This window comes from Helicobacter pylori SA221C (assembly GCF_000476855.1).
GTDB lineage: Bacteria > Campylobacterota > Campylobacteria > Campylobacterales > Helicobacteraceae > Helicobacter > Helicobacter pylori_DK.
The window spans coordinates 122,097-138,124 of sequence record NZ_CBPT010000001.1 but is presented as its reverse complement, the minus strand read 5'-3'; the positions used below and the strand labels follow the sequence as shown (position 1 = coordinate 138,124).

Annotated in this window: 19 protein-coding genes and 1 tRNA gene; 11 read left to right on the top strand and 9 right to left on the bottom strand. The window is 38.4% G+C overall.

The window, feature by feature from the left end; translation table 11 throughout:
* Positions 1 to 3 precede the first annotated feature (3 nt).
* From QU01_RS00695 to chePep, 6 genes are all read right to left on the bottom strand, one after another.
* Positions 4 to 1,149, bottom strand: a complete 1,146-nt coding sequence (locus tag QU01_RS00695) for a YbfB/YjiJ family MFS transporter (protein ID WP_033761430.1) — start codon at positions 1,147 to 1,149, stop codon at positions 4 to 6.
* 502 nt (positions 1,150 to 1,651) lie between these two features.
* Positions 1,652 to 2,407, bottom strand: coding sequence for a HugZ family heme oxygenase (locus QU01_RS00685; protein WP_000934554.1), 756 nt, complete (start codon positions 2,405 to 2,407; stop codon positions 1,652 to 1,654).
* Between the two features lie 60 nt (positions 2,408 to 2,467).
* On the bottom strand, positions 2,468 to 4,093 hold the full coding sequence (gene argS / locus QU01_RS00680; RefSeq protein WP_033761424.1) for an arginine--tRNA ligase: 1,626 nt from the start codon (positions 4,091 to 4,093) through the stop codon (positions 2,468 to 2,470).
* Positions 4,094 to 4,095: 2 nt separating this feature from the next.
* Positions 4,096 to 4,335, bottom strand: a complete 240-nt coding sequence (tatA, locus tag QU01_RS00675) for a twin-arginine translocase TatA/TatE family subunit (RefSeq protein ID WP_000508590.1) — start codon at positions 4,333 to 4,335, stop codon at positions 4,096 to 4,098.
* Between the two features lie 70 nt (positions 4,336 to 4,405).
* The gene (gene gmk, locus QU01_RS00670; protein ID WP_000551231.1) at positions 4,406 to 5,026 is read right to left on the bottom strand and encodes a guanylate kinase; all 621 of its coding nucleotides are present in this window, start codon (positions 5,024 to 5,026) and stop codon (positions 4,406 to 4,408) included.
* Positions 5,019 to 6,470: a chemotaxis regulatory protein ChePep gene (gene chePep, locus QU01_RS00665; RefSeq protein WP_033761422.1), complete on the bottom strand. Its 1,452-nt coding sequence runs from the start codon at positions 6,468 to 6,470 to the stop codon at positions 5,019 to 5,021. The genes gmk and chePep overlap by 8 nt, the downstream gene beginning before the upstream one ends.
* Positions 6,471 to 6,613: 143 nt before the next feature.
* On the opposite strand from chePep, the gene QU01_RS00660 reads away from it, so the two are divergent.
* Positions 6,614 to 7,156: a phospholipase D-like domain-containing protein gene (locus QU01_RS00660; protein WP_000482108.1), complete on the top strand. Its 543-nt coding sequence runs from the start codon at positions 6,614 to 6,616 to the stop codon at positions 7,154 to 7,156.
* An 8-nt stretch (positions 7,157 to 7,164) separates the two neighbouring features.
* On the opposite strand, the gene QU01_RS00655 is transcribed toward QU01_RS00660, so the two are convergent.
* The gene (locus QU01_RS00655) at positions 7,165 to 7,902 is read right to left on the bottom strand and encodes an outer membrane protein (protein WP_001878238.1); all 738 of its coding nucleotides are present in this window, start codon (positions 7,900 to 7,902) and stop codon (positions 7,165 to 7,167) included.
* 130 nt (positions 7,903 to 8,032) lie between these two features.
* Between QU01_RS00655 and flgH the strand changes: the two genes are divergently transcribed.
* From flgH to pseH, 4 genes are read left to right on the top strand one after another with little or no spacing between them, the layout of a single operon-like run.
* Positions 8,033 to 8,746 (top strand): flagellar basal body L-ring protein FlgH, encoded by a 714-nt coding sequence (gene flgH / locus QU01_RS00650; RefSeq protein ID WP_033761420.1) that lies wholly within the window; start codon positions 8,033 to 8,035, stop codon positions 8,744 to 8,746.
* Positions 8,747 to 8,764: 18 nt separating this feature from the next.
* Positions 8,765 to 9,448, top strand: coding sequence for a pseudaminic acid cytidylyltransferase (gene pseF / locus QU01_RS00645; RefSeq protein ID WP_033761417.1), 684 nt, complete (start codon positions 8,765 to 8,767; stop codon positions 9,446 to 9,448).
* Positions 9,439 to 10,311, top strand: coding sequence for a hypothetical protein (locus tag QU01_RS00640; RefSeq protein ID WP_033761414.1), 873 nt, complete (start codon positions 9,439 to 9,441; stop codon positions 10,309 to 10,311). Before pseF ends, QU01_RS00640 begins: the two co-directional genes overlap by 10 nt.
* The gene (gene pseH, locus QU01_RS00635; protein WP_033761411.1) at positions 10,308 to 10,850 is read left to right on the top strand and encodes a UDP-4-amino-4,6-dideoxy-N-acetyl-beta-L-altrosamine N-acetyltransferase; all 543 of its coding nucleotides are present in this window, start codon (positions 10,308 to 10,310) and stop codon (positions 10,848 to 10,850) included. The genes QU01_RS00640 and pseH overlap by 4 nt, the downstream gene beginning before the upstream one ends.
* Here pseH and QU01_RS00630 read toward each other — a convergent pair.
* Entirely contained in the window at positions 10,783 to 11,721 is a 939-nt protein-coding gene (locus QU01_RS00630) for a tetraacyldisaccharide 4'-kinase (RefSeq protein ID WP_033761409.1), read from the bottom strand. The two genes, pseH and QU01_RS00630, sit on opposite strands and share 68 nt — an antisense overlap.
* Positions 11,718 to 12,500, bottom strand: coding sequence for an NAD+ synthase (locus QU01_RS00625; protein ID WP_033761408.1), 783 nt, complete (start codon positions 12,498 to 12,500; stop codon positions 11,718 to 11,720). The genes QU01_RS00630 and QU01_RS00625 overlap by 4 nt, the downstream gene beginning before the upstream one ends.
* Positions 12,501 to 12,584: 84 nt before the next feature.
* Here QU01_RS00625 and QU01_RS00620 point away from each other — a divergent pair.
* From QU01_RS00620 to ruvX, 6 genes are all read left to right on the top strand, one after another.
* Positions 12,585 to 12,661: transfer RNA gene (locus QU01_RS00620), tRNA-Arg, on the top strand.
* 87 nt (positions 12,662 to 12,748) lie between these two features.
* A complete protein-coding gene (ilvC, locus tag QU01_RS00615; RefSeq protein ID WP_033761587.1) occupies positions 12,749 to 13,741 on the top strand; it encodes a ketol-acid reductoisomerase in 993 nt (330 codons plus the stop codon).
* 23 nt (positions 13,742 to 13,764) lie between these two features.
* A complete protein-coding gene (gene minD, locus QU01_RS00610; RefSeq protein WP_001019051.1) occupies positions 13,765 to 14,571 on the top strand; it encodes a septum site-determining protein MinD in 807 nt (268 codons plus the stop codon).
* A complete protein-coding gene (gene minE / locus QU01_RS00605; RefSeq protein WP_000051414.1) occupies positions 14,568 to 14,801 on the top strand; it encodes a cell division topological specificity factor MinE in 234 nt (77 codons plus the stop codon). Before minD ends, minE begins: the two co-directional genes overlap by 4 nt.
* A 14-nt stretch (positions 14,802 to 14,815) precedes the next feature.
* Positions 14,816 to 15,616, top strand: a complete 801-nt coding sequence (dprA, locus tag QU01_RS00600) for a DNA-processing protein DprA (protein ID WP_033761407.1) — start codon at positions 14,816 to 14,818, stop codon at positions 15,614 to 15,616.
* On the top strand, positions 15,613 to 16,017 hold the full coding sequence (gene ruvX / locus QU01_RS00595) for a Holliday junction resolvase RuvX (protein WP_033761405.1): 405 nt from the start codon (positions 15,613 to 15,615) through the stop codon (positions 16,015 to 16,017). Before dprA ends, ruvX begins: the two co-directional genes overlap by 4 nt.
* Positions 16,018 to 16,028: the final 11 nt, after the last annotated feature.

The following is a 16,028-nucleotide window of genomic DNA, read 5'->3' as shown; positions in this document are numbered from 1 at the left end:
TTTCTATTTATTGGTAGCCGTTTGCATTTTAATGGGGAAAAGAACGATGAAGCTTAAAACCAAACACGCCCCACAAATGACAAAAATCAAAACATAGCCCAAATCCCCTAAAAAGATCGTAAAAAGATACGAAAAAAGCGCTTGGAAAATGCCAAAAGAAAACACCACCCATGAAGACGCTTGAGCGAAATGCTTCGCGCCTGCAATTTTTAAAGCCATCATGCTGAATAAATTGATATTGGCGGTCGTGGCCGCTCCCATTATAAAGATGCTTAAATTGAGTAAAGAGATTTGGTGGAAAAAAATGGGTAAAAAGCATGCGATCGATTTTAAAATAAGGATAAAGATGTTGGCGTTTTTAGCCCCTAGCTTTTGAGTCATGGGGCCGCTGATTAAAGAGCCAAGAGTAGCGCCAAAACCAAAAAACGCCCATGAAGTTCCAGCGATAGTGGGGGAGATATTTAAATGACGGATCAAATAATCCACCCAAAAAAGCGTGTGCGGTAAAAAACCAATCGCATTGAGCGCGCAAGAAACGAGCAATAACCACAAATGAAAGGGGATTTTAAACGCGCTTTCTTCTTTTTTAACGGATTTTTTCCTTAAAGAACGGGTTTTTAACCCCACTAAGGAAAGGATAAAGGCTATCAAACAACTGCCCCCTAAAAAAATCCATGCCCATTTGATATTATAAGAGCTAATCCATGGCAGAACAAACCCGCTAAAAACAGATCCAATGCCTACAGCGCTAAAAATAAGCCCCCCCACTAAGGCTTTTTTATGTTCTTTGACATAAGGTAAAGAGAGAGGGGCGACTAAAATCATTAACGCGCTGCTAGCCACACCGGCGATAAAACGCCAGATCCAAAGCCAAAAGAAAGGGATACTATCAAAATAACAGACTAAAAAACTCAAAGCGATTAAGCCAAAACTGATTTTAGCGATGCTTTCTAATGACATTAACGGGCTTAAAAATTGGATTAAAAAACTCCCAAAAACATAGCCCATTAGCACCGCAATACCCAGTTGGAAGCTTTGGTGTGGGGTTAAACTCCCTGATAAAATGAGTAGGGGGATTAAAACCACATAGCCAAAACGAGCCAAGCCGTTAGACACAAAAACCCCTAAAAAGCAAACAAACACGCGCATTTTGATCCTTAACAAACGACAATATAAAAAAACAAGATCTTATATTATATTGAAACTTGTTAATTGATAGCGCATAATAAAAGCGAGATGAGAATAAATTTTTAAGGAGCGTTCTTTATCAATACCCGTATTATTAAAGAGACCCCACGATTGAGAAAAAAGAGTTGGTTATTAGCGTTATAGAGCTTGTGTCTAAAGCGCTTCATAAAAACAAAGGCTTCTACTAGAATAAGGCTTCTTTGCGGTGGTTTTCATTGCTGAAACAGACGCTAATAACTATGGGTTAGGCTTAAAAAGAGCATCACTGAATAGCATAAAAGCGTTTTTTTGTCATTTTGGAAAAATTTTGTCATTTTTTTGTTTTTGATGCTTTTTGTGTGGTGTTAGCCCATAAAAAGGCTTTTAGCTTTTTTTTAAGATTAAATACTAAAGAGCTTGATTTTGCCGTAATCTCTTTAAAAAGCACTCTTTTGGGGCGTTTGCCCCTTATGAGTGAGGAAGTTTATTTCTTGTGAGCGAAATTGTGTGGGTTGCCTTTATCCCCAACATAAGCGATTTTGTCGCCTAAAATGTCATAAGCTTGACCAAAGCCTTTCACAAAACGCCCTTCTTTGAAATCCAATGCGATTAAATGGAAATCTTGCATGGTGCGAATGGTTTTAATGCCCCCAGCGCCACCGGTTTTTTCAATGAAAGAATCAAACGCTTTGTCAAACTCCGCCCCTCTTTCAATAAAACGAGCGTTGGTTTTGTAACGCAAGCGTTTCCTCAAAATAGCTGATTTAGCCTTGCTTTCGTCTTCTAAAAACATCACTTCCACATTGTGGGGGTTGTTTTTAAGGCCGGCAAAATGTTCAGCCACTTCGCTCACATAAATGTAGTATTGTTTGCCATCGCTCATTAAAGGCGCATAAGAGCATACCACATGCCCATTAGGGTGTAAGGTCGCTAAACAAACAGAATCAAAGCTTTCTTTAAAAGCCTTAACTTCTTCTTCCACGCCTTTTAAGTCATGGGTTTTTTCCACGCTTTGGCACAATTCAATGATGGCATTTTTGTAGTCTTTAGGGTCTTTAACTTCGTGGTTAAATTCGATCCTTAAAGTTTGATTGTTGTTATAACCAATCACAATGCCTTGTGGATCCACGCTTTTAAAGGCGACATTTTCAGCGTGATGAACTTGCCCGAATTTTTTCAACAAACCTTTCATGTCTTCTACATGGTGAGCGTTCATGTGTTCTATAATACGATTAAGCATAATATTCTCCTTAGTTTCAAAAAATAAGGGGAATGTTATAACAAAAAATTAAATATTAGCTTAATCTTTAGCGGAAATTTTGGTTTTGATTTCTATGCCTAAAAGTTTGAAAGCGTTAGTCAAACTCAAACTCACCATTAAACAAATTTTTAAAAGCTCCTTAGCTTTAGGGGTGTCTAAGATTTTGCCAGCGTTATAGAAGCGGTGGAATTCTGAGGCGAGAGTTTTTGCGTATTCGCACATTTTTTGCAAGCCGTATTCTTCAAAAGAGGATTCAATCGCTTTAGGCAAGCTTAAAGCACTAAAAAGCAGGTATTTTTCTTCAGCGTTTAAATTTTTTAAAGGGGTTTGCAAAACCTCTTCTTTAGAAAAGGGCGATTTTTCTAGCATGGTGTGGATGCGCGAATTAGCGTAATGGATATAGTAAATAGGGTTTGAGCTGTCTTGCTTTTTTAAAGTATTGACATCAAATTCTAAATGAGTGTCAAGCCGTTTGCTCAAAAAAATAAACCTTAAAGCATCCTTACCCACATCATCAACCACATCTTTAATCAAAATGAAATTACCCGCTCTTTTACTCATCTTGTAAGGCTCGTTATCTTTGAGCAAGCGCACCATTTGAGCGAGCAAGACTTCAAGCTTGTTGGAATTATAGCCCAAAAACTCAAGGCTGGCTTTCACTCTAGCGATATAGCCGTGGTGGTCTGCCCCCCAAATGTTGATATATTGGGTGTAGTTTTGCTTGAATTTTTCATCATGATAGACAACATCGCCGGCTAAATAAGTGCAACTTTTATCTTCTTTAATGAGCACCCGATCGCTTTCATCTTGGTAGAGTGAAGATTTGAGCCAAATTTTAGAATCCTTTTCATAAAGGGCGTTCGCTTTTTCTAATCGTTCAAACACTGCATCTTTATGTTTAAAAATTTCTTTTTCGCTCGCATAGGAATCAAAATGAATGCCTAAAGCGTCTAAATTATCCTTAATTTCTAAAAGCATTAGATCCTTAGCGTAGCCGCTTAAAACTTCAATAATCGTCTCTTCATTTTCTTTAAAAAGGCTTGGCTCTAAATCGTTGTTCGCCTTTTTAGCGATTTCAATGATGTATTCGCCTTTGTAAAAGACTTCTGGGTAAGTTACGCTCTCTTTTAAAACATGCTCTCTGTAAGCGAGCCATACCGAAAGCCCTAACAAGCGGATTTGAGATCCCATGTCATTGACATAATATTCGCACAAAACTTCATGCCCTAAAAAGCGAGCGATTTTAGCCAAACTATCGCCAAACACCGCCCCTCTAGCATGCCCTATGTGTAAAGGCCCTGTGGGGTTAGCGCTCACAAATTCTAAAAAGATTTTTTGAGAATGTTCGTTTTTAACTTGAGAGCCAAATCGTTCTTTTAATTCTAAAGCCTTTTGGGTGAAACGCTCTAAAAAATCTAAAGAAAGCGTGAAATTGATATAGCCCTTACAAGCCACTACGCTGTCAAAAAGCCCTTGAGTTTTTTTGTGCGTGCTGATTTTAAGGGCTAACTCTTCAGCAATAACTAGGGGCGATTTTTTAAAAACTTTGGCGAGATTGAACGCAATGGGCGTAGCGTAATGCCCATGCTCTCTGTCTTTAGGGTATTCAATAATGACTTCAGCTTCTAAAATCTCTTCTAAAACGCCCTTAATGAGAGTGTGCATGTTCAACTTTCTTGTTTGCTTTTAATCTCGCTAGTTTCATGCACTTTGGTTTGCGTTGCTTGAGCGTCTAGGGTTTTTGGCTCGTTTTTAGCCTCTTCTTCATCGTCTTTCACGGCTTTTTTGAAATTTTTAATCCCACTGCCTAAACCTTTAGCCAACTCTGGGATCTTTTTAGCCCCAAACAACAACACAATCACTAATAAAACAATGACCCAATGCCATATACTTGTGAATCCGCCCATATTTTACTCCTTAAACTATTGGTTGGTTTTTTCTTGAATTATAGCTTTTTTAAAAAATAATTGATAGGTTTTATAAGGATTCGTTTTTCCAAGCCTTGCATATTTTTTCAAAATTAAACGCTTTTAAGCGATAGACTAAAGTTTTTGCGATGCTTAAGATGATTTCTTTGGATTTTTCTAAATCTTCATTGATGATGAGGTAATCAAAGCTTTCCAAGCACTGCATTTCTTTATAAGCGTTGATCAAGCGTTTTTCTATCGTCTCTTTAGAATCCGTCCCCCTTAAAAGCAAGCGCTCTTTTAAAATCTCTTGGTTTTTGGTGCTAATAAAGACTGAGCATGCGTTGGGGTAATGCTTTTTAAGGATCTCATGCCCTTGCACATCAATATCAAAAATGACGATTTTGCCCTCTTTTAAGGCTTTTTCTACAGGGATTTTAGAAGTGCCATAGTAGTGGTTATGCACGATCGCCCATTCTAAAAACTGCCCTTTTTCTATGCCTTGTTTGAATTCTTCTTCGCTGACAAAATTATAATGCAAGCCATCAACTTCGCCCTCTCTGGGCTTCCTCGTGGTGGTGGAAAGGGAAAAATGGGTTTTTGGGATTTTTTCTTGCAAATACTTTGTAAGGGTGCTTTTACCCGCTCCGCTAGGGCCTGAAAGGATGAGTAAATTAAAATCATTATGCATTAGGTTTTTTATCCTCTAAAGTGATTTTAATGCTTAAGGTTTTGTTTTCTAAAAGGCTTTTTAAGGACTCTTGATTGAGGCTTTTTAATAAATCCTGCAAATTCAAGCGCAATTCTAGGGGGCTGGAAGTTTTATCGCTTTCTTCTTTTTCTTGCGGGGTTTCTGTGGCGTTCTCATTCTTGGAGGTTTCTGTAACGCTCTCTTTAGGGGTTTCTGTGTCGTTCTCATTATTAGGAATTTTTGCAACGGCTTCATTCAAAAAGGGCAATTCTTCCCCCATCGCTTTAGCCATCACCGGCTCAGGAATGTCTTCAATACTTTCGTAATGGTCTTCTTGGGTTTTGGGCGTTTCTTTTTCTTGCACTTGGGTTTTTTCGGTAACAACTTCTTGGGTTTCTTTTTCTTGTGATTGGGGGATTTCTACATCTTGCGGGGTTTCTGCATTTTCTTGTTTTTCTAACTCGTGCGCTTGGGTTTCTTGGAGAGCTTCTGCGCTTTCTTGCGTTTTTTCTTTAGGAATTTCTAATTCTTGCGCTTGGGTTTTTTCGGTAACAACTTCTTGGATTTCTTTATCTTGTGGAATTTCTGCACTTTCTTGCGTTTCTTTTTTATTCTCTTGGCCGTTAGAGTTTTCTTGGATTTCTTTGACTAATTCTTGCATGGCCTCTAATTCTTGCGCGCTTGGGGAATCTTGTGTTTCTTCTTGTTTTTCTTCTTTAATTTCTTGCGTTTCTTCTTTGATTGGCTCTTGTTCTTTGACTTGCTCTTCTTGCGTTTCTTCTTTAGGGATTTCTAATTTTTCTTGCGTTTCCAACTCTTTAGAAACTTCTTCATCTTTAGGGGTTTCACTCTCTTGCGTTTCATCATCTTTAGGCTTTTCTTCTTGCGGTATTTCTTTAATCTCTTCTTTTTCTTCTTTTTTAACCTCTTCTTTTTCTTCTTGATCGTTTAAAGTGGGGAGCAATTGCTCTTCATTATTAGGCTCTTCTTTGGCTAGGGCTTCTAAATCGCCTAAATTTTCTAACTCGTCCCAATTGGTTTCTAAAACTTCTTGAGTTGGGTCTAAATTCTGGCTAGGCTCTAGCTCGCTTATGTTAGAACCTAGCTTTTTTTGAAGGACTTTCAACATTTCAGTGGGTAAAAAAGGTTTTTTGATTTTCATCTCAAAGCCCTCTAAAAAGGGCTGCATTTCATTGCCTTTTTTATACATGCACACGCTGTTTTTATTTTGAGAGATGATTTCTTTTAATTCTAGCCAATCCACTTGATCTAGTTTTTCCAAACATTCATCATCGGCTATCAAAAGCCATTCTGGATCTTTTTTAAGGCGTGCGGACAGCTCTTGGTATTGGTTAAAATTTTCTATAGACAATTCCAATTTCTTAGAGACACTCTCAAGCAGCTTTGCGATCATGGGGTTTTGGTTGAATAGAATCATTTTCATTTTAGGGACTCCTTATTTTATTAAGAAACGCTTCTTTAAGCCTATCCGTTTTTATCGCTTTTTTTAAATCTTTTATTATAATCAAAAATCCACTTGGTTGGTTGTTTTTATCATAGAGTGTAATTTAAAATAAGGATCATTTGATGTTCAACAAGTTTAAAAAAATCGTTGGCGTGGGTGTGTTAGTGGGCTGTTTAGGGGTTTTGCAAGCTAAAAACAGCTTATTTGTCTTACCTTATGAGCAAAGAGAGGCTTTGAATGCTTTAGTTTCTGGCATTAGTAACGCTAGAGAGAGCGTGAAAATCGCTATTTATAGTTTCACGCACAGAGATATTGCAAGAGCGATTAAAAGCGTAGCGAGTAGGGGGATTAAGGTGCAAATCATTTATGATTATGAAAGCAATCACAATAACAAGCAATCCACTATTGGCTATTTAGACAAATACCCTAACACGAAAGTGTGCTTATTGAAAGGGCTTAAGGCTAAAAACGGGAATTATTACGGCATCATGCATCAAAAAGTAGCGATCATTGATGATAAGATCGTGTTTTTAGGCTCAGCGAATTGGAGCAAAAACGCTTTTGAAAACAATTATGAAGTGCTTTTAAAAACCGATGACACAGAGACAATCCTCAAAGCCAAGAGTTACTATCAAAAGATGTTAGGGAGTTGCGTTGGGTTTTAAAAGCCCTTTTAGAAGTGGTAATTATACCCCACATAAAAGGCAAAGACCCTACGCATTTGAACCTTGAGCGCATCAGTAGTGTAGTATTTGTTATTAATGGTGGGGAATTTAAAGCCGATTTCAAATTCATGTTCATCTACAAATAAAGCCTTGAGACCAAAGTTAAAGAGGAATTGAAAAGAGGTGTTATCAACCGCACTGCTGTTAGTGATGCCTAACAATTCCTGCCCTTTACTGCCAATATACCAGCTATTCCCCGCAATCGCAATCCCCCCAAAAACGCCAATATCCACGCTAATATCATCTTGATAGAAACTCCCTTGGAAGAAATTCCACACCGCATCCACGCCCACGCCATAAGTGATCATGTTATTGCCGCCATAATAACCCTTAGGGTATCTCATGCCATAGCCTTGCCAATCTAAAAAAGCAAAATAGCGCAAACCCAAGATTTTATCCGGATGGAAAAAGTGGTTATAACCCATGACTAATCCAATCCCATTAGATCCCATGTTGGTGAGCTTTTTAACGCTATTAACGCTAGTTATGATATTGGTGTAACCGGTTTGATAGTTAGTAACTTCTCTAACTTCATGGATATTAGTCATTAAATTGATAGAACCTGTTTGGTAATTGAATCCCATATACAAATTTTTTGTCCAAGAAGGCGCTGCACTTTCTTCTTTAGCTACTAAGGCGTGTGTCAGTAAGCTTGCGCCAACTAACATTTTTAATAAGGTTCTCAATTTTATCTCCTGCAAGCAAGTTTCATTATAAAGATCTAAATTTTACAACAACTTACTCAAAATTAAGCATTTATTCTTTATAAGAGAGTATAATTCAAGGTTCAAAATAACTCAAAAGTAAGGCTAGTGGATGAAAAAGGCGCTTTATTTAGGGGCTGTTGCGTTTAGCGTTATATTCAGCATGGCATCAGCCAATGAGCCAAAAATTGATTTTAACCCTCCTAGTTATGTAGAAGAAACCCCCTCTAAAGAATTTATCCCTGAATTGAACAAGTTGGGGAGTTTGTTTGGGCAGGGTGAGCGTCCTTTATTTGCGGACAGGAGGGCGATGAAGCCTAACGATTTGATCACAATCATTGTCTCTGAAAAAGCGAGTGCGAATTATTCCAGCTCTAAAGATTATAAAAGCGCTTCAGGGGGTAATTCCACGCCTCCAAGACTCACTTATAACGGGCTAGATGAAAGAAAGAAACAAGAAGCACAGTATTTAGACGATAAGAATAATTACAATTTCACCAAATCCAGCAATAACACGAATTTTAAAGGCGGTGGCTCGCAAAAAAAGAGCGAAGATTTAGAGATCGTGTTGAGTGCTCGCATCATTAAAGTGCTAGAAAACGGGAATTATTTCATCTATGGGAATAAGGAAGTGCTAGTGGATGGGGAAAAGCAAATCCTTAAGGTGAGTGGGGTGATCCGCCCTTATGATATTGAAAGGAATAACACCATCCAATCCAAGTTTTTAGCCGACGCTAAGATTGAATACACGAATTTAGGGCATTTGAGCGATTCCAATAAAAAGAAATTCGCTGCTGATGCGATGGAAACCCAAATGCCTTATTAATAAAGAGCAAAGCCTAGCATGAGAGCGATCGCTATTGTTTTAGCCAGAAGTTCCAGTAAAAGGATTAAGAATAAAAATATTATTGATTTTTTCAATAAACCCATGCTCGCTTACCCTATTGAAGCGGCGCTAAATTCCGAACTTTTTGAAAAGGTGTTTATCTCTAGCGATAGCATGGAGTATGTGAATTTAGCTAAAAATTATGGGGCGAGTTTTTTGAATTTACGCCCTAAAGTTTTAGCAGACGATAGAGCCACGACTTTAGAGGTGATGGCTTATCACATGAAAGAATTAAAGTTAAAAGATGAAGATATTGCGTGTTGTTTGTATGGCACTTCAGTATTTTTACAAGAAAAACATTTGAAAAACGCTTTTGAAACTTTAAAAGAAAATACGGATTATGTTTTCACATGCTCTCCCTTTAGCGCTTCGCCCTATCGTTCTTTTAGCCTTGAAAACGGCGTTCAAATGGCTTTTAAAGAGCATTTCAACACGCGCACGCAAGATTTAAAAACGCTCTATCATGACGCAGGATTGCTTTATATGGGGAAGGCTCAAGCCTTTAAAGAAATGCGGCCTATTTTTAGCCCAAATTCCATCGCTTTAGAATTATCGCCCTTAGAAGTCCAAGACATTGACACTTTAGAAGATTTAGAATTAGCCAAGCTCAAATACAGCCGTTTGAAAAACGCATGCCAGTAAAAATTTTGTGCGATGCGTTTTTAACAAGCGGTTTAGGGCATGTGAGACGTTGTGAAAAAATCCTTTCTTTTATAGAAAAATTAGGGGTTGAAGCGGATCTTTATTTACACAAGCAAAATAATATAAGCGCTTTTTTAGAGGGCGTTGGCAATAATGATTTTTTGATTGCAGACAGCTATCGTTTAAATTCAAAGGATTTTTATCTTTTAAAAGAAAAAGCCAAAAGCCTTATGGTCATAGAAGATAAAGAGCATGCTGAGGGGTTTTACCCTAAAAATACCAAGATCATGAATTTCACGCTGAACGCTTTAAAGCATTACCATCATTTATCAAAAGATTATCAGTATTATTTGGGGGTGGGGTTTTACCCTGTTGATGTTCGCTTTATCTATGAGCGCCCTATCAATACAGAAAATAAAGAAGTGCTGATCACTTTAGGGGGGAGCGAGCAAAAAACTCTCAAAGAGATAGTCAAAATTTTAGAAAATAAGGGCATGCATTTGCATATCATTTCACCTTATACGCCTAAAAATCCTTCAAAAAACACGCATTATTACAGCCCTTTAAACCCCTTAGAGTTCAGTTCTTTGATGAAATCTTGCGCTTGCGCCATTAGCGCTGCGGGTCAAACCCTCTATGAATTGGCCCTTTCTCAAACGCCCTCTCTTATCCTTCCCATCGCTTCTAATCAAATCATTCAAAGCAAGGAATTTGAAAGTTTGGGTATTTTCAAACAAACGAGCTTAAAAACTCTAGCTAAAGATTTTGAAAAATTACAAATTCAAAAAAATCAAGCCTGGGCAAAAAACCTGGCCTTTGGGAGTGAACTAGAGGGCGCATTAAGGGAGTTTTTAGAAATTTGAAAAAAAATTATTCTTATAGAAATACCCAAGCGATTGATTTTACCCAGTTAAACGATGAGGAAAAGCTGTTGGTTTTAGAATTTCGTAACCACCCAAACACTGCCTTATGGATGTATAGCGCTTTTATTTCTTTAAAAACGCATTTGCAATTCATAGAAGATTTAAAAAACTCGCCCAACCACCGCTATTTTTTGTTTAAAGAAGAGGGCGTTTATTTAGGGGTTGGCTCTATCACTAAAATCAATTTTTTTCATAAGCATGGGTATTTGGGGATTTATAAAAACCCTTTTTTGAAAAATGGGGGAGAAACGATTTTAAAAGCTTTAGAACGCATCGCTTTTGAAGAGTTCCAGTTAAATTCTTTGCATTTAGAAGTGATGGAAAACAATTTCAAAGCGATCGCTTTTTATGAAAAAAACCATTATGAGTTAGAGGGGCGTTTGAAAGGCTTTATTTCTAAAAAAAAGGAGTTTATAGACGTTCTTTTGTATTATAAGGATAAGAAAGGATATAACGATCAATTCTCTCTAAAATTTTAGGATCAATTTCTAGTTTTAAATCCAATACGCTTAAGGGCAAGTTGCAATCTTGTAATTTGACAAGATCTTTTGAAGTAACCAATAAGGAAGTGGCGTTATTGTTGTGAAACTCTTTTTCTAAAAGCTCCAAATCAAAAGGGGCATGGTCTCTAAAATACAATTTTTTAACCACTTCTTTGGGTAAAAACGCATCAAGCCTGCTGGGATTAGCGATAGCCGTTACTAAAAGCATGCGTTTGGTGGGTTGAGAAATAGAGGTGATTCTTTGATAATCCTTATCTTCGGTAATGACCAAATGGGCTTCTTTATAGCTTTTAATATTTTCTCTATACAACCCGCTAGGCAAACAAAAGGGGTAGTAGGGGGGGACTTTAGGCTTTAAAAGCGCATTGAATTGGTTGAAATTAAACCTAAAACCATCGTCTAAAAATACGATCTTTGCCCCTAATTCAAGGGCTTTTAAAACGCCTAGCTCTCTTTTTTCGCTCACAATCACGCTCGCTTGTTTTAAATTTAAGGCCAAAAGATAGGCTTCATCGCCCGCTGTTTTTTGAGGAACTAAAATGTTTCCTTTAACGCTCACCACCACTAAGCCTTTAGAATCTCGTTGATACCCCCTAGAGACAACCGCCACTTCTTGGTATCTTGGAGCGATTTCTAAAATAAAGGGCGTTTTACCGCTCCCCCCAGCGATCAAATTACCAACGCTGATAAGGGGGATTTTAAAATCATGTTTTTTAGCGATTCTTCGTTTAAGGGTGGCAATAAATTGATAGATTAAAGAAAAAGGATAGAGCGCGAAAATCAACCCCTTTTGCAAAAGAGTGGGATCATAAAAATAGCGTTCTAAAAAGGGTTTATCGCTTTTCATTCAGGGTTAAATCGTTTGGCGATGGTGGGTAATTCTAATTTAAAAGCGTTTTTTTGGATACGGCTTGTGATGTTTTTCACTAAAATTTCATCATGGCCTAATTGAGTGAGCGTTTCTGCATCAATGGGCTTGTTTTTGAACAACGCTTCAATATCCTTCAATAAAGGGTCAATCATGCTATAAGGATAGCCTAAATCTTTTTCATCGCTTTGCCCCACAAATAAATCTGCGCTAGGGGGCTTATTTAAAATCTTTTTAGGGATATTTAAATGGCAAGCGAGTTCATAAACTTCGGTTTTAAATAATTCCCCAATCGGGTTAATCGCGCACGCCAAATCCCCAAATAAAGTGCCATAGCCTAACATTCTTTCGCTTTTATTGCTCGTGCCAATGACTAAAGAATCGCTTTTTAAAGAATAGTCGTATAAAAAAGCCATGCGCAATCTTGTGCAAAAATTCCCTTTCCTAGTAAGGCTTGCGTCTTTAAAGTGAGAGCCAAAGATGGCGTCATAGGGAGCGATAGAATATTCTGTATAAGGGATAGAAAATGTTTCGCACAAATTTAAAGCGTCTGTTTTACTTTCTGGCATAGAGGCTGAAGAGGGCATTAAAAGGGCATGGGCGTTTTCTTTAAAAACTTTTTGGCATAGCACCCCAACGACTGCGCTATCTAGCCCCCCGCTCAGCCCGTAAACGACTTTTTTAAAGTCGCGTTTTTGCGCTTCTTTTTCTAAAAAATCGCATAAATAAACGATGAGTTTTTGGTAATCTTTTTGCATGCCTTAAATTATAATAGAAAAAACGCATCGTTTAAGTGAAAAATTAGCTTTTCTTGCTATAATCATCGTTTCACTTCTTTAAAAGTGCTCGTAGCTCAGCTGAATAGAGCAACAGGTTGCGGTCCTGTAGGTCGGGGGTTTGAATCCCTCCGAGCACACCATTTCCTAATATTCTGCATGTTTTTAAACATTATCGCTCCCATTATGGTAAAATAAATACTTGCTTAAACACGCTAGGAGATTTGATTTTGGCATTACCCGTTTATTATGATAAAGACATTGATTTAGGCGTTATCCAATCCTTACAAGTGGGCATTATTGGCTATGGCGCACAAGGAGAAGCCCAAGCGCTCAATTTGAGGGACTCTAAAGTAAAAGTGCGGATTGGCTTGTATCAAGGGAGTTTGAGCGTTTCAAAAGCAAAGTCAGAGGGTTTTGAAGTGCTAGAAGTCAAAGAGCTAGTCCAAAATTCTGATGTGATCATGGCACTACTCCCAGATGAATTGCATAAGGAAGTGTTAGAAAAAGAAGTGATCCCTTTTTTAAAAGAGGGGCAAATTGTGGGCTTTGCCCATGGTTTTAGCGTGCATTTCAATCAGGTTATTCTTCCAAAAGGCGTGGGCGCAATTTTAGTCGCGCCAAAAGGGCCTGGGAGCGCTTTAAGAGAAGAATACCTTAAAAATAGGGGCTTATACCATTTGATCGCCATAGAGCAAGAAAGTTCAAAAAATAACGCTAAAGCGGTGGCTTTAAGCTATGCTAAAGCGATGGGCGGAGGGAGAATGGGGGTTTTAGAAACGAGCTTTAAAGAAGAATGCGAGAGCGATTTGTTCGGCGAGCAAGCGGTTTTGTGCGGAGGGTTAGAAGCGATTGTGAGAATGGGGTTTGAAACTTTACTCAAGGCAGGATACCCTGAAGAATTAGCCTATTTTGAATGCGTGCATGAAGTGAAATTAGTGGCGGATTTATTGCATTATAAGGGGGTAGAGGGCTTAAGGAAACACATTTCTAACACCGCTGAATTTGGGGCGATTAAAGCTAGAGAGCCTATGGGAAATCTGTTAGAAAAACGCATGCAAAAAATCTTAAAAAAGATTCAAAACGGCTCATTCGCTAAGGATTTTTTACTAGAAAAGAGCTTGAATTACCCTAGGTTAAACACAGAGAGGAAAGCCCTTAAAGAGACTAAAATAGAACAAATTGGGGAAATTTTACGCGCCCCATTCAATCATAAAAAATAAATCATTAAATTAAAAGGAATTATATGGCAATAGTAGTTACTATCACTTCAGGTAAGGGGGGCGTGGGTAAAAGCACCACCACGGCTAATTTAGCGATTGGGCTGGCTGAGAGCGGTAAAAAAGTCGTAGCGGTTGATTTTGACATAGGCCTTAGGAACTTGGATATGATTTTAGGCTTAGAAAATCGCATTGTTTATGATGTGGTGGATGTGATGGAAAAAAATTGCAACCTTTCGCAGGCTTTGATCACGGATAAAAAGACGAAAAACCTTTCTTTTTTAGCGGCCTCACAAAGCAAGGATAAAAATATTTTAGATAAGGAAAAAGTAGCGATTTTAATCAACGCTTTAAGGGCGGATTTTGACTATATTTTGATTGACTCTCCAGCTGGGATTGAAAGCGGTTTTGAGCATGCGATTTTGCATGCGGACATGGCGTTAGTGGTGGTAACGCCTGAAGTGAGTTCCTTAAGGGATAGCGACAGAGTGATTGGCATTATTGACGCGAAGTCTAATCGGGCCAAAAGGGGCGAAGAAGTGCATAAGCATTTGATAATCAATCGCTTAAAACCTGAATTAGTGGCAAATGGCGAGATGATTTCTATAGAAGAAGTGCTTAAAATTTTATGCTTGCCTTTAATTGGGATCATTCCTGAAGATCACCATATTATTTCAGCGACCAATAAGGGCGAGCCGGTGATTCGCACGGACTGCGAGAGCGCGAAGGCTTACCAACGCATCACCAGACGGATTTTAGGCGAAGAAGTGGAATATGTGGAATTTAAGGCTAAAAGAGGCTTTTTTAGCGCGTTAAAAGGGATATTTTCATGAGTTTGTTTGATTTTTTTAAAAACAAAGGGAGTGCGGCTACTGCAACAGATAGATTGAAATTGATTTTAGCCAAAGAGCGCACTTTAAATTTACCCTACATGGAAGAGATGCGTAAAGAAATCATTGCCGTTATTCAAAAATACACTAAATCTTCAGACATCCATTTCAAAACCCTTGACAGCAATCAAAGCGTGGAAACGATTGAAGTGGAGATCATACTGCCTAAATAGTTTAATAGTTTAAAATGAAAAGCCATTTCCAATACAGCGCGCTAGAAAATATCCCTAAAGCCTTTGACATTCTCAAAGACCCCCCTAAAAAACTCTATTGTGTGGGCGATACCAAGCTTTTGAGAGCGCCTTTAAAAGTGGCTATCATCGGCACAAGAAGACCCACCCCTTACAGCAAGCAACACACGATTACCCTAGCCAGAGAGCTTGCTAAAAATGGCGCGGTTATTGTGAGCGGAGGAGCGTTAGGCGTGGATATTATCGCTCAAGAAAACGCCTTACCAAAAACCATCATGCTTTCGCCTTGCAGTTTGGATTTGATTTATCCTACGAACAACCATAAAGTGATCCAAGAAATCGCGCAAAACGGCTTGATTTTAAGCGAATATGAAAAGGATTTCATGCCCATTAAAGGCTCTTTTTTAGCCAGAAACCGCCTGGTGATCGCTTTAAGCGATGCGGTGATTATCCCCCAAGCGGATTTAAAAAGCGGCTCTATGAGCAGCGCGAGATTAGCCCAAAAATACCAAAAACCCTTATTTGTTTTACCCCAACGCCTGAATGAGAGCGATGGCACTAATGAGCTTTTAGAAAAAGGGCAGGCTCAAGGGATATTTAATATTCAAAATTTTATAAATACCCTTTTAAAAGACTACCATTTAAAAGAAATGCCTGAAATGGAAGATGAATTTTTAGAATATTGCGCGAAAAACCCTAGCTATGAAGAAGCGTATCTCAAATTTGGGGATAAGCTTTTAGAATACGAGCTGCTGGGTAAGATCAAGCGCATCAATCATCTCGTGGTGTTAGCATGATTTTAGCATGCGATGTGGGGTTAAAACGCATTGGCATCGCTGCGCTTTTAAACGGCGTTATCTTGCCTTTAGAAGCGATTTTACGCCACAACAAAAATCAGGCCTCTAGGGATTTGAGCGATTTGTTGAGGGAAAAAAACATTCAGGTGCTAGTGGTGGGCAAGCCCAATGAAAGCTATGCGGACACGAATGCGCGTATTGAGCATTTTATCAAGCTTGTAGATTTTAAGGGCGAAATCGTTTTTATTAATGAAGACAGATCCAGCATAGAAGCCTATGAAAATTTAGAGCATTTGGGTAAGAAAAACAAGCGGCTCGCTATCAAAGACGGCCGGCTAGACTCTTTGAGCGCTTGTAGGATTTTAGAGCGCTATTGCCAACAGGTTTTAAAAAAGCGCTAGGGATAAAATTC